General features: G+C 43.7%; 16 protein-coding genes and 1 pseudogene. 8 read left to right on the top strand and 9 right to left on the bottom strand.

Going from position 1 to position 17,604, the window contains the following annotated elements; translation table 11 throughout:
* Positions 1-193: 193 nt before the first annotated feature.
* The 5 genes from groL to BS19_RS14380 all read right to left on the bottom strand — a co-directional run bounded on the left by groL (position 194) and on the right by BS19_RS14380 (position 4,185).
* The gene (groL, locus tag BS19_RS14400) at positions 194-1,840 is read right to left on the bottom strand and encodes a chaperonin GroEL (protein ID WP_038176163.1); all 1,647 of its coding nucleotides are present in this window, start codon (positions 1,838-1,840) and stop codon (positions 194-196) included.
* Positions 1,841-1,916: 76 nt separating this feature from the next.
* Positions 1,917-2,207, bottom strand: coding sequence for a co-chaperone GroES (locus BS19_RS14395; protein ID WP_004410737.1), 291 nt, complete (start codon positions 2,205-2,207; stop codon positions 1,917-1,919).
* A gap of 437 nt (positions 2,208-2,644) precedes the next feature.
* The gene (locus BS19_RS14390; protein ID WP_038176162.1) at positions 2,645-2,971 is read right to left on the bottom strand and encodes a DUF3135 domain-containing protein; all 327 of its coding nucleotides are present in this window, start codon (positions 2,969-2,971) and stop codon (positions 2,645-2,647) included.
* A gap of 110 nt (positions 2,972-3,081) precedes the next feature.
* Positions 3,082-3,702: a helix-turn-helix transcriptional regulator gene (locus BS19_RS14385; RefSeq protein ID WP_038176161.1), complete on the bottom strand. Its 621-nt coding sequence runs from the start codon at positions 3,700-3,702 to the stop codon at positions 3,082-3,084.
* A gap of 57 nt (positions 3,703-3,759) precedes the next feature.
* Positions 3,760-4,185, bottom strand: a complete 426-nt coding sequence (locus BS19_RS14380; protein WP_038176160.1) for a GNAT family N-acetyltransferase — start codon at positions 4,183-4,185, stop codon at positions 3,760-3,762.
* Positions 4,186-4,251: 66 nt separating this feature from the next.
* Between BS19_RS14380 and murB the strand changes: the two genes are divergently transcribed.
* From murB to pssA, 3 genes are all read left to right on the top strand, one after another.
* Positions 4,252-5,322, top strand: a complete 1,071-nt coding sequence (gene murB / locus BS19_RS14375) for a UDP-N-acetylmuramate dehydrogenase (RefSeq protein WP_038176159.1) — start codon at positions 4,252-4,254, stop codon at positions 5,320-5,322.
* Positions 5,319-6,287 (top strand): bifunctional biotin--[acetyl-CoA-carboxylase] ligase/biotin operon repressor BirA, encoded by a 969-nt coding sequence (gene birA, locus BS19_RS14370; RefSeq protein WP_038176158.1) that lies wholly within the window; start codon positions 5,319-5,321, stop codon positions 6,285-6,287. The genes murB and birA overlap by 4 nt, the downstream gene beginning before the upstream one ends.
* A gap of 261 nt (positions 6,288-6,548) precedes the next feature.
* Positions 6,549-7,889, top strand: a complete 1,341-nt coding sequence (gene pssA, locus BS19_RS14365; protein WP_038176157.1) for a CDP-diacylglycerol--serine O-phosphatidyltransferase — start codon at positions 6,549-6,551, stop codon at positions 7,887-7,889.
* 54 nt (positions 7,890-7,943) lie between these two features.
* Here the strand turns inward: pssA and BS19_RS14360 are convergent, their stop codons facing one another.
* Together BS19_RS14360 and BS19_RS14355 are read right to left on the bottom strand one after the other, a co-directional pair.
* A complete protein-coding gene (locus BS19_RS14360) occupies positions 7,944-8,489 on the bottom strand; it encodes a sugar transferase (protein ID WP_038176156.1) in 546 nt (181 codons plus the stop codon).
* A gap of 23 nt (positions 8,490-8,512) precedes the next feature.
* A complete protein-coding gene (locus tag BS19_RS14355; protein ID WP_038176165.1) occupies positions 8,513-9,457 on the bottom strand; it encodes a UDP-glucose 4-epimerase family protein in 945 nt (314 codons plus the stop codon).
* A gap of 184 nt (positions 9,458-9,641) precedes the next feature.
* On the opposite strand from BS19_RS14355, the gene BS19_RS14350 reads away from it, so the two are divergent.
* Both BS19_RS14350 and BS19_RS14345 read left to right on the top strand, forming a co-directional pair.
* The gene (locus BS19_RS14350; protein WP_038176155.1) at positions 9,642-11,519 is read left to right on the top strand and encodes a nucleoside-diphosphate sugar epimerase/dehydratase; all 1,878 of its coding nucleotides are present in this window, start codon (positions 9,642-9,644) and stop codon (positions 11,517-11,519) included.
* A 6-nt stretch (positions 11,520-11,525) separates the two neighbouring features.
* On the top strand, positions 11,526-12,278 hold the full coding sequence (locus tag BS19_RS14345; RefSeq protein ID WP_038176153.1) for a glycosyltransferase: 753 nt from the start codon (positions 11,526-11,528) through the stop codon (positions 12,276-12,278).
* Between the two features lie 210 nt (positions 12,279-12,488).
* Here BS19_RS14345 and BS19_RS14340 read toward each other — a convergent pair whose 3' ends face one another.
* Both BS19_RS14340 and BS19_RS14335 read right to left on the bottom strand, forming a co-directional pair.
* Entirely contained in the window at positions 12,489-13,157 is a 669-nt protein-coding gene (locus BS19_RS14340; protein WP_038176151.1) for an SDR family oxidoreductase, read from the bottom strand.
* A complete protein-coding gene (locus BS19_RS14335; RefSeq protein ID WP_038176150.1) occupies positions 13,150-14,175 on the bottom strand; it encodes an FAD-dependent oxidoreductase in 1,026 nt (341 codons plus the stop codon). Before BS19_RS14335 ends, BS19_RS14340 begins: the two co-directional genes overlap by 8 nt.
* A gap of 418 nt (positions 14,176-14,593) precedes the next feature.
* Here BS19_RS14335 and BS19_RS14330 point away from each other — a divergent pair.
* The 3 genes and pseudogenes from BS19_RS14330 to istB all read left to right on the top strand — a co-directional run.
* Positions 14,594-14,916: pseudogene (locus BS19_RS14330) on the top strand (transposase); the annotation flags it as partial.
* Between the two features lie 230 nt (positions 14,917-15,146).
* Positions 15,147-16,679, top strand: a complete 1,533-nt coding sequence (gene istA, locus BS19_RS14325; RefSeq protein ID WP_038176147.1) for an IS21 family transposase — start codon at positions 15,147-15,149, stop codon at positions 16,677-16,679.
* Between the two features lie 10 nt (positions 16,680-16,689).
* Positions 16,690-17,430, top strand: coding sequence for an IS21-like element ISVch3 family helper ATPase IstB (gene istB / locus BS19_RS14320; protein ID WP_038176146.1), 741 nt, complete (start codon positions 16,690-16,692; stop codon positions 17,428-17,430).
* The last annotated feature ends 174 nt before the right edge of the window (positions 17,431-17,604 follow it).

Here is a 17,604-nt window from a genome sequence, read left to right as displayed (position 1 = left end):
TGAGGAACGAACGTGATTCAGAATCTGGGTTTACTACACTTTCGCTGCGCACGCTTTAGATTCCAGATAACTCGTCCCTCGTTTCTGGAATGACGATATTTGGAATTGAAAAAAACTTACTCACCATACATCTCCAAACATAAAAACGGAGACCGAAGTCTCCGTTTTTGCCGCTGAATAGCTAGGGGGTAATTTACATCATGCCGCCCATACCACCCATGCCACCCATGCCGCCCATATCAGGCATTGCTGAAGAGTCTTTAGCTGGTAGGTCTGTAACCATCGCTTCTGTTGTGATCATAAGACCAGCAACCGATGCCGCGAACTGAAGTGCACTGCGAGTCACTTTAGTTGGGTCTAGAATACCCATTTCAAGCATATCGCCGTACTCACCCGTTGCAGCGTTGTAACCGTAGCTACCGTCACCCGCTTTAACGTTGTTAGCAACCACTGAGTCTTCATCACCAGCGTTCTTAGTGATTTGACGAAGTGGTGATTCCATTGCACGCAGTGCGACGCGAATACCAACGTTTTGATCTTCGTTGTCACCTTCTAGGTCAACAATCTTAGAAGCAGCGCGGATAAGAGCCACACCACCACCAGCAACAACACCTTCTTCAACCGCAGCGCGAGTCGCATGCAATGCATCTTCTACACGGTCTTTCTTCTCTTTCATTTCAACTTCAGTTGCAGCGCCAACTTTGATCACAGCAACACCGCCCGCGAGCTTAGCAACGCGTTCTTGCAGTTTCTCTTTGTCGTAATCTGAAGTCGCTTCTTCGATTTGCTGACGAATTTGCGTCACGCGACCTTGGATCATCGCTTCTTCACCCATACCATCGATGATGGTGGTGTTTTCTTTAGTGATCGCAATACGTTTCGCTTGACCTAGGTCTTCTAGTACTACTTTTTCAAGCTCTAGACCCACTTCTTCAGAAATCACCGTACCGCCAGTTAGAACCGCAATGTCTTGTAGCATGGCTTTACGACGATCACCGAAACCAGGTGCTTTCACTGCCGCGACTTTCACGATACCGCGCATGTTGTTGACAACCAGTGTTGCTAGCGCTTCGCCTTCAACATCTTCCGCAATGATCAATAACGGACGTGACGCTTTTGCTACCGCTTCTAATGTCGGTAGAAGCTCACGAATGTTAGATACTTTCTTGTCGATCAGAAGAATGAATGGGTTTTCTAGTTCAACAGATCCCGCTTCTTGGTTGTTGATGAAGTAAGGAGACAGGTAACCGCGGTCAAACTGCATACCTTCTACCACATCAAGCTCATCTTGCAGCGCTTGACCTTCTTCAACCGTGATAACACCATCACGACCAACTTTGTCCATCGCTTCTGCAATGATGTTACCAACACTGACGTCAGAGTTTGCAGAGATAGTACCGACTTGCGCGATAGCTTTGGTGTCTTCACATGGTACAGACAGCTTTTTCAGCTCTTCAACTGCAGCAATAACGGCTTTATCAATACCACGTTTAAGGTCCATTGGGTTCATACCCGCTGCAACCGCTTTAAGGCCTTCAGTAATGATAGATTGCGCTAGAACTGTCGCAGTAGTTGTACCATCACCTGCAGCGTCGTTTGCTTGAGACGCTACTTCTTTTACCATTTGCGCGCCCATGTTCTGGAACTTGTCTTCAAGTTCGATTTCACGTGCAACTGATACACCATCTTTTGTGATAGTTGGCGCACCAAAAGATTTGTCTAGCACCACGTTGCGGCCTTTAGGACCGAGCGTTACTTTTACAGCGTCAGCGAGAACGTTGACACCTTCTAGCATTTTAATACGTGCGTCATTACCAAATTTAACGTCTTTAGCAGCCATCTTTAGTTTCCTTTTCTAAATTCTTTGGTTGGATTAATGCTTGAACTTGAGCAAAAAATTACTCAATGATTGCTATTTATTCAACGATTGCCATGATGTCGTTTTCAGACATTACCAGCACTTCTTTACCGTCGATTTTTTCAGTTTTGGTACCGTAGCCTTCAGCGAAGATTACCGTATCACCAACTTTAACGTCCAACGGTAGCACTGTACCGTTTTCTAGGATGCGGCCTTTACCTACAGCAAGAACAACACCGCGAGTAGATTTCTCTGCGGCAGAACCAGTAAGAACAATACCACCCGCTGATTTAGACTCAACTTCTTGGCGTTCTACAATAACTCGGTCGTGTAATGGACGAATGTTCATTGGTCGTCTTCTCCTGAAAATTTCCATGTTGATGTGATAATTGCCTTGAACAGGCGCCAAAGCCTTGTGGTAGTTATATGAGGGGCAATCAAGACAAACCCAAGGGGCAAAGCGAAGTTTTTTGTGATCGAGGTTAGATTTGAGTGATGCGTTAGAAAAGTGAGCTAAAGAGGACGTCATTCTGAACAGGGAGATACGAACGTGATTCAGAATCTGGTTTCACAGACTCAACATTAATTCACCATATGCCACATTAGATTCCGGATAACTCGTCCCTCGTTTCCGGAATGACGAAATAGAGACCATCGACAGTACGCAGGATGGGGATCAACCAAAGCTGTCATTCTGACGAACGTGTTTTAGAACCTGGTTTCAACGAATCTACATTAATTCACCATATGCCGCTTTGGAGTCCATATAACCCCCACCCAACCCAACTAGCGCCATTGATCAAAAGGGATAATCTCGGCTTTTGGTCTAGAATCAACATCCCTGTCGAGCACATCTTGGAATTTGACCATTTGCGATACCAGTTCACGCATTAAAACCACATTAGCGTGGTTAGGATTTTTACAATTACCCACCACACGGTCGATGTGGCTTTGCTGCGCCCAAAGCCGATCTTGCATTGGTTCAGAGGCCGATTGAATTAGCTCTTGGCACATTTGATGTTTAAACTGAGCAAAAGCAATCGGATTACTTTCTGCTAGCGCCATTAACTCATCAAATGACGGAAGGGTTTGGTTGATTAACGGTGAGTTCATGCTGCCTCCTCTAGTGTTGATTAAACTATCAACACCACTATTAAAAATAGTCGAAAAAAGCGCAATTGTGTATCGAGGAACTTGATGTCCTAGCAATAATACAGGGGGAACTATACCAAGCTGTTGATTTTATATACGCAGCGTCGTTGACCTTCGACGATATGTTCTGTGCGCTCGATGTGAAATTTATCGCCAAGCAGGCGCTGAAAGATGTTGAGCTCTGACTGACATAAACTGGGACAACGTGTGGCGGCTTTACAGATTGGGCAATGATTTTCGATCAATAAAAAGCTCTCACCCCACGTTTCTAGCTCGGCCATATAACCGTCTTGCTGGCGAAGAGAGACTAATCGATGCAGCTTTTTTTCAAGGGTTTGGCATTGCTCCAACTCGGAGGAGTAGAGGTGGTAGGTTTTGGCTTCACGTTCATCGGCGACTTTTTGTAGCCCTTCTACGCCGAACAAGGATTCAACCGCTTCAATCATTTGAATTGTCAACTCACCGTGGCGATCGGTGAACTGAGCGTGCCCCTTTGGCGTCAAAGACCAGTGACGAGTTGGGCGGCCAACTTTCACCTTTACGTCTTCAAACGCGAGCAACCCGTCATCTTCAAGCCCTTGCAAATGTTGCCGTGCGCCCATAGTAGTCATCGCTAATTCATCAGCGATTTGCTTTGCGGTCACCGCACCACCACGCTTAACGGTTTGTAGTATTCTCTCGACGCTTTTCATGTTTGCTCCCTAAACCACTTAAATATTATGGAGCAACCGCTTTATAAAGCAAATGCTTTACATCTCGATATATTGCATCGCCACTAAGCTTTTGGTTCGGCTATAGCGCTCAAACAGCGGCTTGAGATTATTAGGCAATGCCATCCAGTCAGTGGTTTGAAACCCATGTTGAGCATAAAACCCTTCAAGGTGTTGGTAAGCGAAACAGTAATCCCCCACCTTCAACACTTGCTGCTGACAGAAGGCCATAAGCTGATGACCAAAACCATGTTGCCGATAGTCAGGCACCACCAACATCCCCGTTAATAATCGATATTGTTCAACATTACGCAAACGTACTAGGGCGACCATTTGGCTTTGATGATAGCCGACAATCGTCAATTCATCTTTCTTCGCTTTACCGGCAGGATAGTGCGCTTTATACAAGCGGGCCACCAGCGGCAGTTTAATTGGGTCTAGCGTTTCTATCTGCAGCGTATTCATCAAAGAGTAAAACCAAGGGCTAAATTGAGGTAGAATGCAGGCAGTTTAGATTAGCCAGCAAAAGCAATGCAAATTAAAGCCAACGCAGACTTAAGTCACTACCATACCTTTTCGATTCCTCAGACTTGTGCTTACTTAGTGAAAGCGCACTGTGTCGACGATTTGAAAGCCATCTATCAAAATCCAGATTGGGTGAGCTTACCTAAGCTTGTCTTGGGCAGAGGCAGCAATATGCTGTTTACCCAAGCCTATCAAGGCGTGGTAATTCTCAATCGTCTGCAAGGAAAAACCGTGACAGAAACAGACACGGCATGGCACTTACACATTGCTGGTGGCGAAGATTGGCCATCACTGGTCAAATGGTCGGTTGAGCAAGGCTATGCTGGACTTGAAAACTTAGCGTTGATCCCTGGCTGCTGTGGCAGTGCTCCCATTCAAAACATTGGCGCGTATGGCACTGAACTTCAAGATGTTTGTGAGTATGTCGATGTGCTTGATCTAGAAGACTTCACCGTACAAAGGCTCAGTGCAGAGTCATGTCAGTTTGGCTATCGAGACTCGATTTTCAAACGTGAACTGCAAGGCAAAGTCATCATCACCGCGATTGGCTTGAAACTCAACAAAGCTTGGCAAGCCAATATTGAGTACGGCCCACTGCGCGCCTTAACGATTAAGGGTGAGCAACATCATTCCACCGCAGGCATCAGTGCCAACGATATTTTTCAACGTGTATGCCAAGTTCGTATTGAGAAACTTCCCGATCCAGAAAAAGTGGGTAATGCCGGTAGTTTTTTTAAAAACCCAATCATATCAATGCCCCACTTTGAACGACTTAAAGCGCAATTTCCGAACATTGTTGCCTATCCTGCTGACGATCAGATGAAAGTCGCCGCGGGTTGGCTTATCGATCAATGTCAGCTTAAAGGGTTTACTGTCGGCGGTGCGCAAGTTCACCCGAAGCAAGCATTGGTGCTGATAAATGCCAATCAAGCCAGTGCCGACGATGTGGTAAACCTTGCCGCTCACATTCGCGACAGCGTTTATCAGCGCTATCAGATTAAACTTGAACACGAAGTCCGTTTTATGGGCGCGCTAGCAGAAACCAATCTCGACACTATTTTGGAGCAGCGCCAATGAAAGACCACTCAATCAAACTCGCCATTTTACACATATTGGCTCAGGGCGGTTTTCATTCTGGCGAGCAGCTCGGTGAAAAATTTGGTGTGTCGCGCGCCGCAATTAGTAAACACGTCAAAGGCATTCAGCAATGGGGCGTGGATATTTTTAGTGTGCAAGGCAAAGGCTATCAACTTGCTACTCCGATGCAGTTACTTGACCAAGCGCTTCTTTCCAAGCAACTGACCACTCCTGTGCAACTGATTCCAATCATCGATTCGACCAATCAATATTTGCTCGAGCGCATCGATAGCTTAGAGTCTGGCACCGTGTGCATCGCGGAGTATCAAGCCAAAGGCCGTGGACGTCGTGGGCGTGAATGGGTGTCGCCTTTTGGTGCTAACTTATATTTATCTATGTTCTGGCGCTTAGATGCCGGTATGGCGGCGGCGATGGGGCTGAGCTTGGTGGTTGGTGTGGCCATTGTCGAGGCGCTTGAAGAGCTGGGCTTAAACGGCGTTAAGCTCAAATGGCCCAACGATCTTTATTATCACGATCGAAAGTTAGCCGGTATTTTAGTTGAGATGTCAGGCCAAGCAGGTGCGGCGGCGAATCTAGTGATTGGCATGGGGATGAACTTGACGATGGCAGAGGATACTCAAGGGATTACCCAACCGTGGACGAGCCTAACGGAAGTGGCACAATCGCAACCGTTTGACCGTAACCAATTGGCCGTCACGATGATCCAAACGCTACACCGCGCACTAAGTGATTATGAAGTATATGGCATGCACGGTTTTGTCGAACGCTGGAATCGCTTGGATAATTATATTGGTCGGCCGATCAAACTGATCATGGGGCCAAGAGAAATAAGCGGTATTGCCAAGGGCATCAATGAGCAAGGCGCAGTACTGCTTGAGACCGAGCACGGCATCGAGAGCTTTATTGGTGGGGAGATTAGCTTGCGAGTAGCGAGTAGCGAGTAGCGAGTAGCGAGTAGCGATACTACAACACTCCGTCATTCTGAATAAGATCCACCGCACGTCGCCTTAGACTGCGGATAACCCAAAGTTGTCATTCTGAACAAATAGAGTTAACACCAAAGTCAAATCTCGTCATTCTGAACAGTGAGGCACGAACGTGATTCAGAATCTAACATTGCCACACTCTCGTATTCCACTACTCGAATCTTCTTGCTTTGTTTGCTAATATCCCTGTCCACTGTAAGTAAAGGTAATCCATCCAACATGATGACTAATAGGAATTTATTCGAGCAACTGCCTACTTTGGCGCAAGATCCAGCGATGTTTGAAACGCTGTATGCTGCCAAAGACTTTCGAATTCGCTTAATTGAAGCGATTCGTCAGGCCAGTAAACGAATCTACCTTGTCGCCCTTTACCTTGAAGATGACGAAGCTGGTCGTGAGATTTTGACCGAGCTTTATCAGGCTAAGCAACGTAACCCAGGCTTAGACATTACAGTCTGCGTAGACTGGCACCGTGCACAACGCGGATTGATTGGCGCCGAACCTGGTGAAACCAATGCTGCGATGTATAAGGCCTTTGCTGATAAACACCAGTACAAAGTTCCTGTTTATGGCGTACCTGTGCGTGGCCGAGAAGTGTTTGGGGTGTTGCACCTAAAAGGCTTCATTATTGATGACCAAGTACTTTACAGCGGCGCCAGCCTGAATAATATCTACCTAAATTATAAAGAACGTTATCGTTTTGACCGCTATCACCTGATAAGCAACAAAGCATTGGCAGACAGCATGGTCAACTTTGTTCAAAACGAGTTAGTTGCTCACCCAGCCGTTTATGATCTCACCTGTGCCAATAAACCCGAGACTAAAGAGATCAAGGCGCAAATTCGCCAACTGCGAGCATTACTGGCCAAAGCTCAGTATCAATTTGAGCCGCAAGAAATCACACCAGATCACGTGGCAATCACACCAATTGTCGGGGTGGGGAAAAAACGCAATAAGCTCAACCAAGGCATTAATCAGCTGTTGGCTAAAGCCAAAGATGAAATTTTTATCTGCACGCCATACTTCAACTTTCCACGCAGTGTAGCGAAAGAGGTTAAAAAGGCCCTAAGACGCGGCGTAAAAGTGACCATTGTGGTTGGTGACAAAACCGCTAATGACTTTTACATCTCGCCAGAAGAAGAATTTAAAACGATTGGTGGATTGCCTTATCTGTACGAGCGTAACTTACGCCTATTTGCTAAGGCCAATGAAGCCAATATCGCTAGTCGTAAACTCTCGATTCACTTGTGGAAACACGATGAAAACAGCTTCCACCTCAAAGGCATTTGGGTAGATAAACGTTATATGTTTATCACCGGAAACAACTTAAACCCACGCGCTTGGAAACTTGATCTCGAAAACGGTATTTTTATCCAAGATCATTACCATCATTTAACGCCGCAATTTGAGCAAGAAGTCGCGAATATTCTTCAACACACTCAGTTGATCTGCACCTATAAGCAACTAGAGAAGTTTGAAGATTATCCGGAGGCAGTGCAGAAGCTGATGCGTAAGATTACCCGCGTGAAAGCAGATCGGGTTTTGAAGCAGATTTTGTAATCAAACTACGAAATTCTGAGGTGGGTGCTCGTGTAGGTCATGGTTAGCACGCACCTATACTCGATCCCCTGCGCCTTTACCGAGCACAGTTTGAATAATGTAGGTAAAGTAAGCTTTGACCGTCATTGAACGAATCATACGTTCATCCCACTCAGCCAATAACTCTGGTGTGGACATATCGATTTCGTTGACTTGCGCCAAACCAGTAATCCCCGGTCTCACATCAAACACACCTTTGGATTGTCGTGCATCAATAAGCTCTTGTTGATTAAACAAACATGGGCGCGGCCCTACAAGACTCATTTCGCCCTTTAGAACGTTAATCAGTTGTGGCAGTTCATCCAACTTGGTTTTGCGTAGAAAGCTCCCGAGTTTGGTGACACAGCTTGCACCGACTAAATGAGTTGCCACAGATTGGGTGTTCACTGGCATGGTACGAAACTTAATCAGCGTAAATGGCTGCTGATTGCGCCCTACTCGGGTTTGACAGAACACCGGTGAGCCCGTGTCAAAATAACCAATGATGTAAATCACGATAAAAATAGGCCATAAAAAAACAATGCCCATCAGAGCGAAGAAAAAATCAAATAGACGAATCAATGTATAAACCTTTTGTTTACTGATTATTCAGAATCTAGATAAGCTTTAACTGTATTACGAATACCTTGTTCAAAGCTCACTGGCGGCTGCCAGTTCAAAGTACACTTTGTGTCACTAATATCCACTTGCAGGTTAGAGCAGATACGTTGGCCAATAGCAGGCTTTCCAATCAGTGTGCTAGCCCCTTTCAACCAGCTAGCAGGAATCGGTATTAAGCGGTTTGGCTTGCCCATTTGCTTAGCTACACAGCTTAATAGTTCTGTAGTTGAAACATCGTGGTCATCCGACACTAAAAACACTTTACCCTGCGCGTTAGGGTTTAAACAGCACTCAAGGATTAAATCGGCGAGGTTATCAACATAAACCAAGCTACGTTGATTATAAATAGCCCCAAATGGTAGCGGGATCTTCTTTTTCGTCCAACGAAGCAGGGATAAGAAGTTCGCCTTAACCCCCGGACCATAAACCAGTGGTGGCCTGATAATCACCACTTCCAAGTCGGTTTCAGCTGCCAGCTCCTTCAAACCGACTTCTGCTTCATACTTGCTTAAACCATAAGGATCGATGGGTGGGCTAGATGCATGTGGCTGGAATGGCTCTCCTTGCTCAGTGTATTCACCATTAACTTTGATTGAGCTAATGAACACAAAACGCTTCACACCAGCTTTAGAAGCTTGCCGGGCAAGATTAAGCGTCCCGAGCGTATTTACTTCACGATAAGCCGCCAAAACATCAAACTTTGTTTCTTCCATCTGGTGAACACGAGCAGCACAGTGCACAACACAATCGATATTTTTCAAGGCACCAGACCAATCGGTATCAGCGTCTATACTTGAGAGCATAACGGTATTATCATCTGCTAATGCATGCCGTCGAACCACAGAGCGAACATTCCATTCTCGCTTGGTCGCTAGGCTACATACACGCTCACCAACAAATCCTGTACTGCCTGTGACTAGTATTTTCATTTCACCTTCTTGTAAAGATTTATAGACGGGCAACGATAGTAAATGCATATATAAATAGCGCCGACATACCTGACTCTCTCACATTTGCACAAAATGATACCTCTTCCCTCTAGCCATTAACACTAAAGGTTTCTAGAATAGCGACGACATAATAGATGTACTTATAAGTTGGCAGTAGTATTCGATGTTCACCCCAATTCAACTTCTTCTCAATGCAAGTCGACGCAACAAGCGATTAATCAGCATCTTCTATGATTTATTTGCTGTTATCACCTCTTTATATTTAGCAATAGCTTTAAGGCTTGGGAGCTACACTTTCTCAATTGGGGTCGAAGAACTTTGCAGCCTTATAGTGACAGTGATCGTTACGATTTATTGCTTTGCCAAATTAGGTATGTACCGCGCAGTGCTGAGATATATGATGCTTCCAGCAATTGGACATATCTTTCTGGCAGTATTGCTATCTGCTGTTGGTCTTGCGCTAAGTGGCTTCTTTTTTCATACATTTATCCCACGCAGTGTCCCTTTTATATACGCTGGTTTAGCAATTTTAAGCTTAGGTGGCCCTCGTATTTTTATCAGAACAATCTACTATCACTATTACAAAAGACAGAAGCCTAATGTGGTAATATATGGCGCAGGCTCTACTGGGAGAGATCTCGCTTACGCGCTAATTCAAGGAGACGAGTACCATCCGATTGCCATCATAGATGATGATCCAACTAAAACCGGGCAGATAATGTTTGGTATTAAAGTGCATCATCCGAAAGAGTTCGATAAAATCCAATCCTTATACCAACCAGTCAAGCTACTGCTAGCGATCAATAGTATAAACAAAGGCCGACGACTACGATTAGTTGAAAAACTGTCGAATTGGCCAATTGAAGTTCAATCTGTACCTTCTGTTGAAGATATTGCTGCAGGAAGAGCCGAAGCAACAGAAGTAAAAGACCTTGATGTTGCGGACCTACTCGGACGCGCACCAGTGGACCCAGATAAAGAACTGCTAGCGAAAAATATTACTGGCAAAAATGTAATGGTAACAGGCGCTGGTGGCTCAATAGGATCAGAGTTATGCAGACAAATCATTAGCCAAAAACCCAAGTCATTAATTTTGTTTGAACTCAACGAATACAATCTATACCAAATAGATCATGAACTTTCGGCTATGGTATCAAGGCTAAAGATTGAGACTAAAGTAATCGCAGCATTGGGGTCAGTACAAAATGAAAATCGACTCAGCAACCTAATGAAATCTCATAGCATTGAAACCGTTTATCACGCGGCTGCCTACAAACACGTGCCTATCGTTGAAGACAATATTATTGAGGGCATTCGTAACAACGTATTTGGCACCTTAGCTTGCGCAAATGCAGCGATAGAAACAGGCGTCAAAAACTTTACCTTAATCTCAACAGATAAGGCCGTGCGCCCAACGAACATTATGGGTGCAAGTAAAAGACTAGCCGAACTTGTTCTACAAGCCCTTGCGGATAAACAAAGTGGCACCACGTTTACCATGGTCCGGTTTGGCAATGTACTAGGGTCATCAGGCTCTGTCGTGCCGCTGTTTAAAAAGCAAATTCGCTGTGGGGGGCCTGTGACAGTGACTCACCCAGACATTATCCGCTACTTTATGCTTATCCCAGAAGCGGCTCAGCTCGTCATCCAAGCGGGTGCACTGGGCCATAATGGACAAGTATTTGTATTAGACATGGGCGAGCCAGTAAAAATCTTAGATCTGGCCAAACGAATGATTCACCTGATGGGTTTAAAGGTACACACGGAAAATAGCGCGGAAGAAGGTGATATTGAGATCAAGTTCACTGGCCTAAGACCCGGAGAAAAGCTCTATGAAGAGCTTTTGATCGGAGACAACGTGGAAGGAACTGGGCATCAGAAAATCATGACAGCGAGTGAAGAAAAGCTATCTTGGACTGAGATGGAGAAACTGCTTGATGAACTCGATAGCTGTTGCCATAACTTTGATGCTGACTGCATAAAGCGTATTCTGTTTGATGCTCCTACTGGCTATGAGCCTAACCACAGTCAACAAAGATAAAACCTAATGAAACTTTTTATATCTATCATCAATCACAACCACGATGACATGATCGTAGCTAATCCAACGCTGGCTGATCTCGCCAAGGACTTTACAGTTATTATCAAATCCAACACTCCTACTACTGATGCTCTTTCAGATTATTGCATAAAACATAGAATAAAGTTAATTCAAGGGGAAACGGTAAAGGGGTTTGGCGCCAATAATAATGAAGTGTTTCAATATTGTATGATTGAGCTAAAAGCCTCTCCGCTAGATTATTTTTTAGTGCTGAATCCTGATGTTGAGATCGATACTAAAAGCCTTTACCAGCTTATAAACCAAGCACAAGAATACAATGCCGATATTTCAGCAATTAACTTGTTCACTGATCGATCATTAAGTACGTATGACAACTCGATTCGCCGATACCCAAAACTCCTAACTCCAATCAAATCACTTTTGGGGATTAAGCGCAATGACATCTTCGATAAGCGCCAGATAGAACAGCCAATAAAAATAGAATGGGCGGCGGGTTCATTTTTACTATTTAAAGTAAGATGCTTTGAGCAATTAACCGGATTTGATGAAAAGTACTTCATGTATTTTGAGGATGCTGACATCTGTACGCGTGCCAACAAGCACAAGTTACACGTCTATTACTTTCCAGACATTAAAGCCATTCATTACGCTTCACACCAAAATAGAAAAATATTTTCTAAGCATTTTGCTTGGTATTCCCTTTCATCTGTAAGATACCACTTCAAGATTCTGATTTAGTTCATACGATTTCGACAACAAAGCTTCTATTACCACGTGAAAATATTCATTAAACCCAGAAGCGCGCTTTAACAGTAACTGCTCTTTATAAAACGGAGCATATATGGTCACGGGTAAATATGATTGTGAACTTAATCATTCCAATGGTTTAAAACGTGCGCGATCTTACCTAGCACTAAGGGCATATCTTATGATATTTTTACACTACTATTAGTATTTCATCCTAGCGAACTTACCCCCATTAATCTCTATTTCTATATTCGTTAAATAGGTAGATTCTTTCGAAAGTAAATCATATATAACATCAACTACTTCGGAGTTACTCAAAAACCGCTTTTTAGGATGATTATTACGATATGTATTGAGCCGTTCGGTATCTATTCTTGACATGGTCATTGCACTATCTTCTATAGTTGATGGCGATATCAATATCAGTTGTTGATTTTGACTATATAAAAATCTTTCTTTGACATAAGATCTTAATATAGATTTTGATATAAAATATGACGTATCATAAGATCCTTTTTTACCTGATTCAGACCCAATAATAATGATCCTTGCTCTGTCATTAGTAGATAATATATATTCAGATGATTTGATAGAAAAAAGCGAGTTAATCTTAATAGAAGATATTATCTCTTGTTCAGTTTGATTAACTATATTCTTATTAAGCAAATGACCTAAATTAAAAACATAAAAATCAAAGTCATCCTCAAATATTTTGAAGATATTATCCGAACTCAAATCAAGAACATCAATAATTTTATCATTAAGCTTTCCACGACCAAAATTAAAAACTTCAAAATCATTATTGAATTTACGCGTTATTTCTTCCGATAAAAAAGAAGAAGAGCCAACAATTAGGAGCTTTTTACTCACCAAAAATCACCTTCATAATTTCTTGTTCCGCTATATGTAACGTATCTATTTTTCCAGAGAAAATACTAATCAGTTGACCTTCACGCGCAATCATACACCCTCTATAATCGGTGCCACTTACAAGCTTTGTTTTTAAGCTAAAAACCGGCTCCAAGTATTCAAAGTCATCCAAAAATTCAGGGTAGTATGACTTAACTTCTTCTTCGAACAACTCTCTCTTCCTTGTAATATATGACTCTTGCTTAGCACTCTGAAACAACTCACCAACACAGTTCTTGTCATATGTCTTTGATATTGGTGTATTTCTTACTGAGGTAAGTGTATAAATATCACCATCATAAGGGTAAATGGAAAAAAATTCACCATCCATCAGTGTCATGGAAAATTCAACCTTGATTTTTTTCTTGTAATAAAAATAAATGCAAGGCTCGTAATAATAATCAAATTCAGGTATTTTCCTTGCGCAACCCCATGTACAATCAATAATAAAGTCATATTTATCTTTAAGGTCTAAAACAATTTCATCATCTGATAAGTCGACGAATTTTTTATAAGTTATATGCCCACTTAATACATCATCAAAATATCTACTAGCTTGATGATTCAAAATCAATTTTTCAGTGGTATTTATCATGCCACTCACATTTCTAAACTTACTTTTAATATCCGAACTAACTAAATCATCATAAACCAAGTGAGATGCGGTCATTATCTGCTTATAAGTTTCAAAATCTACGTTACTTACTTTATCCGCGATACCATAAATATTATTACTAACAGTTGCTACAAGATTTCCATAATGCTCAATGAACCAATCAAAACCCTCTAATGATTGTTTTCTAGTCTCATAATCTCTAGGATAATGGAAGCCCTGATGCAACCTATTTTGGTTATACCTTGAAGCTCCGGAAATACTTCGATCACTTCTTTCAAAGACATCGACTTTAACTCCTTTTTGAAGTAAAGACAAAGCTACATGACAACCATACCAGCCTGCACCAACAACACAGATTTTCATCTTAAGTCCTATAATTTTATTAACTAAATGTGGCGCAGAATATCTTCCAGAGCTACGCCTTAACATTAAAAAATTGGTTTGAAAATGTGAGCATGTTACACTTACTAAGCCGTTAGAACAAATCCAACTTTGAAATGCGACACTCTTAAATGTCAAACATCTATTATCACCTGTTTAAAAAATAATAGCAGGCTGCTTGAACCATAAACTTTTTTAGAACGACTATTAATCATTGATTGAGTAAGCTCCATACTGTCACCTTCGTCGCCACGACCGTCGATTTTGTAGTTACATGTTAGGCAATTCTCACTACAAGAAGGGCACAATAGAGCTTATGTCCTTGTAAACCTCCCCTAAACTAGTGGCATACCATTTTAGAGTTCTTCGGCTTAGACTGAGCATAGAAGGAGAACTCGCGATGAAAAAATCACGTTACTCAGAAACACAAATCGTCAAAATCTTAAAAGAAGTGGAAGTTGGTCGTAAGGTCAATGAAGTGTGCCGTGAATACGGCATTTCAGATGCCACCTACTACAACTGGAAAGCCAAATACGGTGGGATGGAAGCCTCTGAAGTCAAACGCCTTAAAGACTTAGAAGAGGAGAATCGTCGCTTGAAAGCCATGTTTGCTGAGTTGAGCTTAGAGCATCGAATTCTCAAAGACATCGTAGAAAAAAAGCTGTAAAGCCAGCGATAAGACGAGAACTGGTTGAGTATGCCAGACAACGGCACAATGCCAGTTGCATATTTCGGAGCATTCCGATCAGTCATTTCGGGATTATCCGATCACCCATTTCGGTTTAAACCGATCACTGATTCCGCGATTATCCGATCACTTTTAGCCTAACTCCGAAATCGGTGATCGGAATAGCGAAAACCGCGATCGGAATGTCCGAAATCCTGCCTTTTTCTCTTTTAAATCAATAGCTCGCTATTCTTTACTTCTTAAACAAGAACGTAAGGAAGCGATAATGGCCAAAAAGAGAACTCCAATGAACAAAATCAAAGAGGTATTACGCCTTAAGTACGACTGCGGTCTCTCCAATCGTGGTATCGCTTCTTGCCTGAAACTCGGCCCGTCTACCATATCGGAACTCCTTACTCGCTTTAAACAAAGTCAACTTGGCTGGCCTCTGCCCGAAAGTTGCAGCGATGCTGATCTCACGCAGGTGCTGTATCACGGCAAGAAAGCTAGTCGCGATAAAGTCATGCCAGACTTCACTCAATACGCAGTCGAACTCAGACGTAAAGGCATGACGAAGATACTGCTCTGGCAGGAATATCATGAGCAATATCAAGAGCAAGCTTACGCTTACACTCAGTTCTGCGAGCACTTCACTCGCTGGTTCAAAACCCAAAAGCGCAGCATGCGCCAGCTTCATGTAGCGGGTGATAAGCTGTTTATCGACTACTGTGGGCCGAGGCTTCAGGTGGTCAACCCTGACACAGGAGAAGTGCGTGAAGCGGAAGTGTTCGTCGCGACTTTAGGCGCGTCCAATTACACCTATGTTGAAGCCTTCCCGAGCCAAAGTAAGTCCTACTGGTTAGAGGCGCATGCTAATGCGTTCGAACACTTCGGTGGTGTACCACAGCTCTTGGTTCCCGATAATCTACGTAGCGCGGTCACCAAAGCTAATCGTTATGAGCCGAGACTTAACGACAGCTATCAAAAACTGGCGAATCACTATCAAACCGCAGTGATGCCTGCTCGCCCTTACAAACCGAAAGACAAAGCCAAGGCAGAGAATGCCGTGCTCCTAGTGGAACGCTGGATCATGATGCGACTGCGACACCAAACCTTCCATACCTTCAAAGCGCTGAATCTCGCCATCCGAGAACTCATGAATGAGTTAAACCAACGTGAGATGAAACAGTATGGCGCGAGTCGTCAATCATTGTTCGACAAACTCGATAAGCCTGCGTTAAAGCCCCTCCCCAAACAGCGTTACCTGTATACCGAAACCAAGCGAGCCAAAGTTGGGCCTGACTATCACATCGAATATCGCCGTCACTATTACTCGGTCCCCCATCAACTTGTTGGCCACCATGTCGAGCTGGAAGCCTCCAACCGTCTGGTGCAGATCTACCATCAGGGTAACTTAGTCGCCCAGCATCCACGCAGCCAAAGGGAGCGTGGAAACAGTACTCAATCAGAGCACATGCCGAGTAATCATCAACATCAGAAGTGGTCGCCTGGACGCTTACTCAACTGGGGAGCCAATATCGGCCCAGCCACACGAGAAGTCGTCAATAAGATGCTTAACTCCAAGCCTCATCCAGAGCAGTCTTATCGTTCCTGTCTTGGGCTGCTCAATCTGAGTAAAACGCATGGTGAATCGCGCTTAGAGCAAGCCTGTAAAGATGCACTGATGCTGACAAAGCCTAACTACACCTTCATCAATAATCTGCTGAAGAACAATCGTGAAGGGCAACTGAGTAAAGACAAAGCAAGTACGCCGAACCTTGTTCACAGCAATGTTCGTGGCCCGAACTGTTACCACTAGGAGAAAGGATATGAACGCACTGAACGACCAACTCAAAACCCTCCGCTTGAGCCATGTAGTGAAAGCGTTAGAGCAGCAACAAGAACAACTTAGCACCTACGCAGAGTTGGACTTCGAGGAAAGGCTAAGCCTTCTTCTGGAAAGTGAAATCTTGAATCGCAATCAGACAAAAATCCAACGCTTAAAACGACAAGCCAAACTGAGAGTGGATGCTCAGCCGAACCAACTCATCTACAAGGAGGGACGAAATCTCAATCGCAAACAGATGAGCGAACTTCTAACGGGAAGTTATCTATACAAACACCAGAACATCTTGATCACAGGCCCAACAGGAGCAGGCAAAACGTATCTTGGCTGCGCACTTGCAACCAGCGCCTGCGACCAACAACAAACGGTCAGATACTACCGATTAACTCGCTTGCTTGATGATCTGACTGCAGGCCGTCTGGATGGTAGCTATCAAAAGCAACTTCAATCGTTGGCTAAGAAAGCTCTTCTGATCCTCGACGACTGGGGGATGGAAAAGCTAACCCAAGAGCATGCTGGTCACTTATTAGAAGTGCTTGAAGACCGTTACCAAAATAGCAGTACAATCGTCATCAGCCAGTTACCTGTAAAGGAGTGGTACAACATGATCGGCAACGCTACCGTCGCTGACGCTCTAATGGATCGGCTGGTACACAATAGTCATCGAATAGAACTGGGAGGTGAGTCGATGAGAAAACTGGCGCAATCCGATCACTTAGAGTAAAAATAGGAAGAGAGAAAAACGGCAGGATCAGGTGACCGGAATAAACCGAAACGAGCGATCGCAATCACCGAAATACGCAGCCAGTTTACGTCTTGCTTGTCGCGCAGTTGGCATTAGTGATTCTGTTTATCGATACCAGCCTAAAGCGAATAACGATCATGAAGTGATTGTTGA

This window comes from Vibrio pacinii DSM 19139 (assembly GCF_000711795.1).
In the GTDB taxonomy this organism is placed as follows: domain Bacteria; phylum Pseudomonadota; class Gammaproteobacteria; order Enterobacterales; family Vibrionaceae; genus Vibrio; species Vibrio pacinii.
Note: the sequence above shows the minus strand (reverse complement) of the source record. Positions and strands in the feature narration are given on the sequence as shown.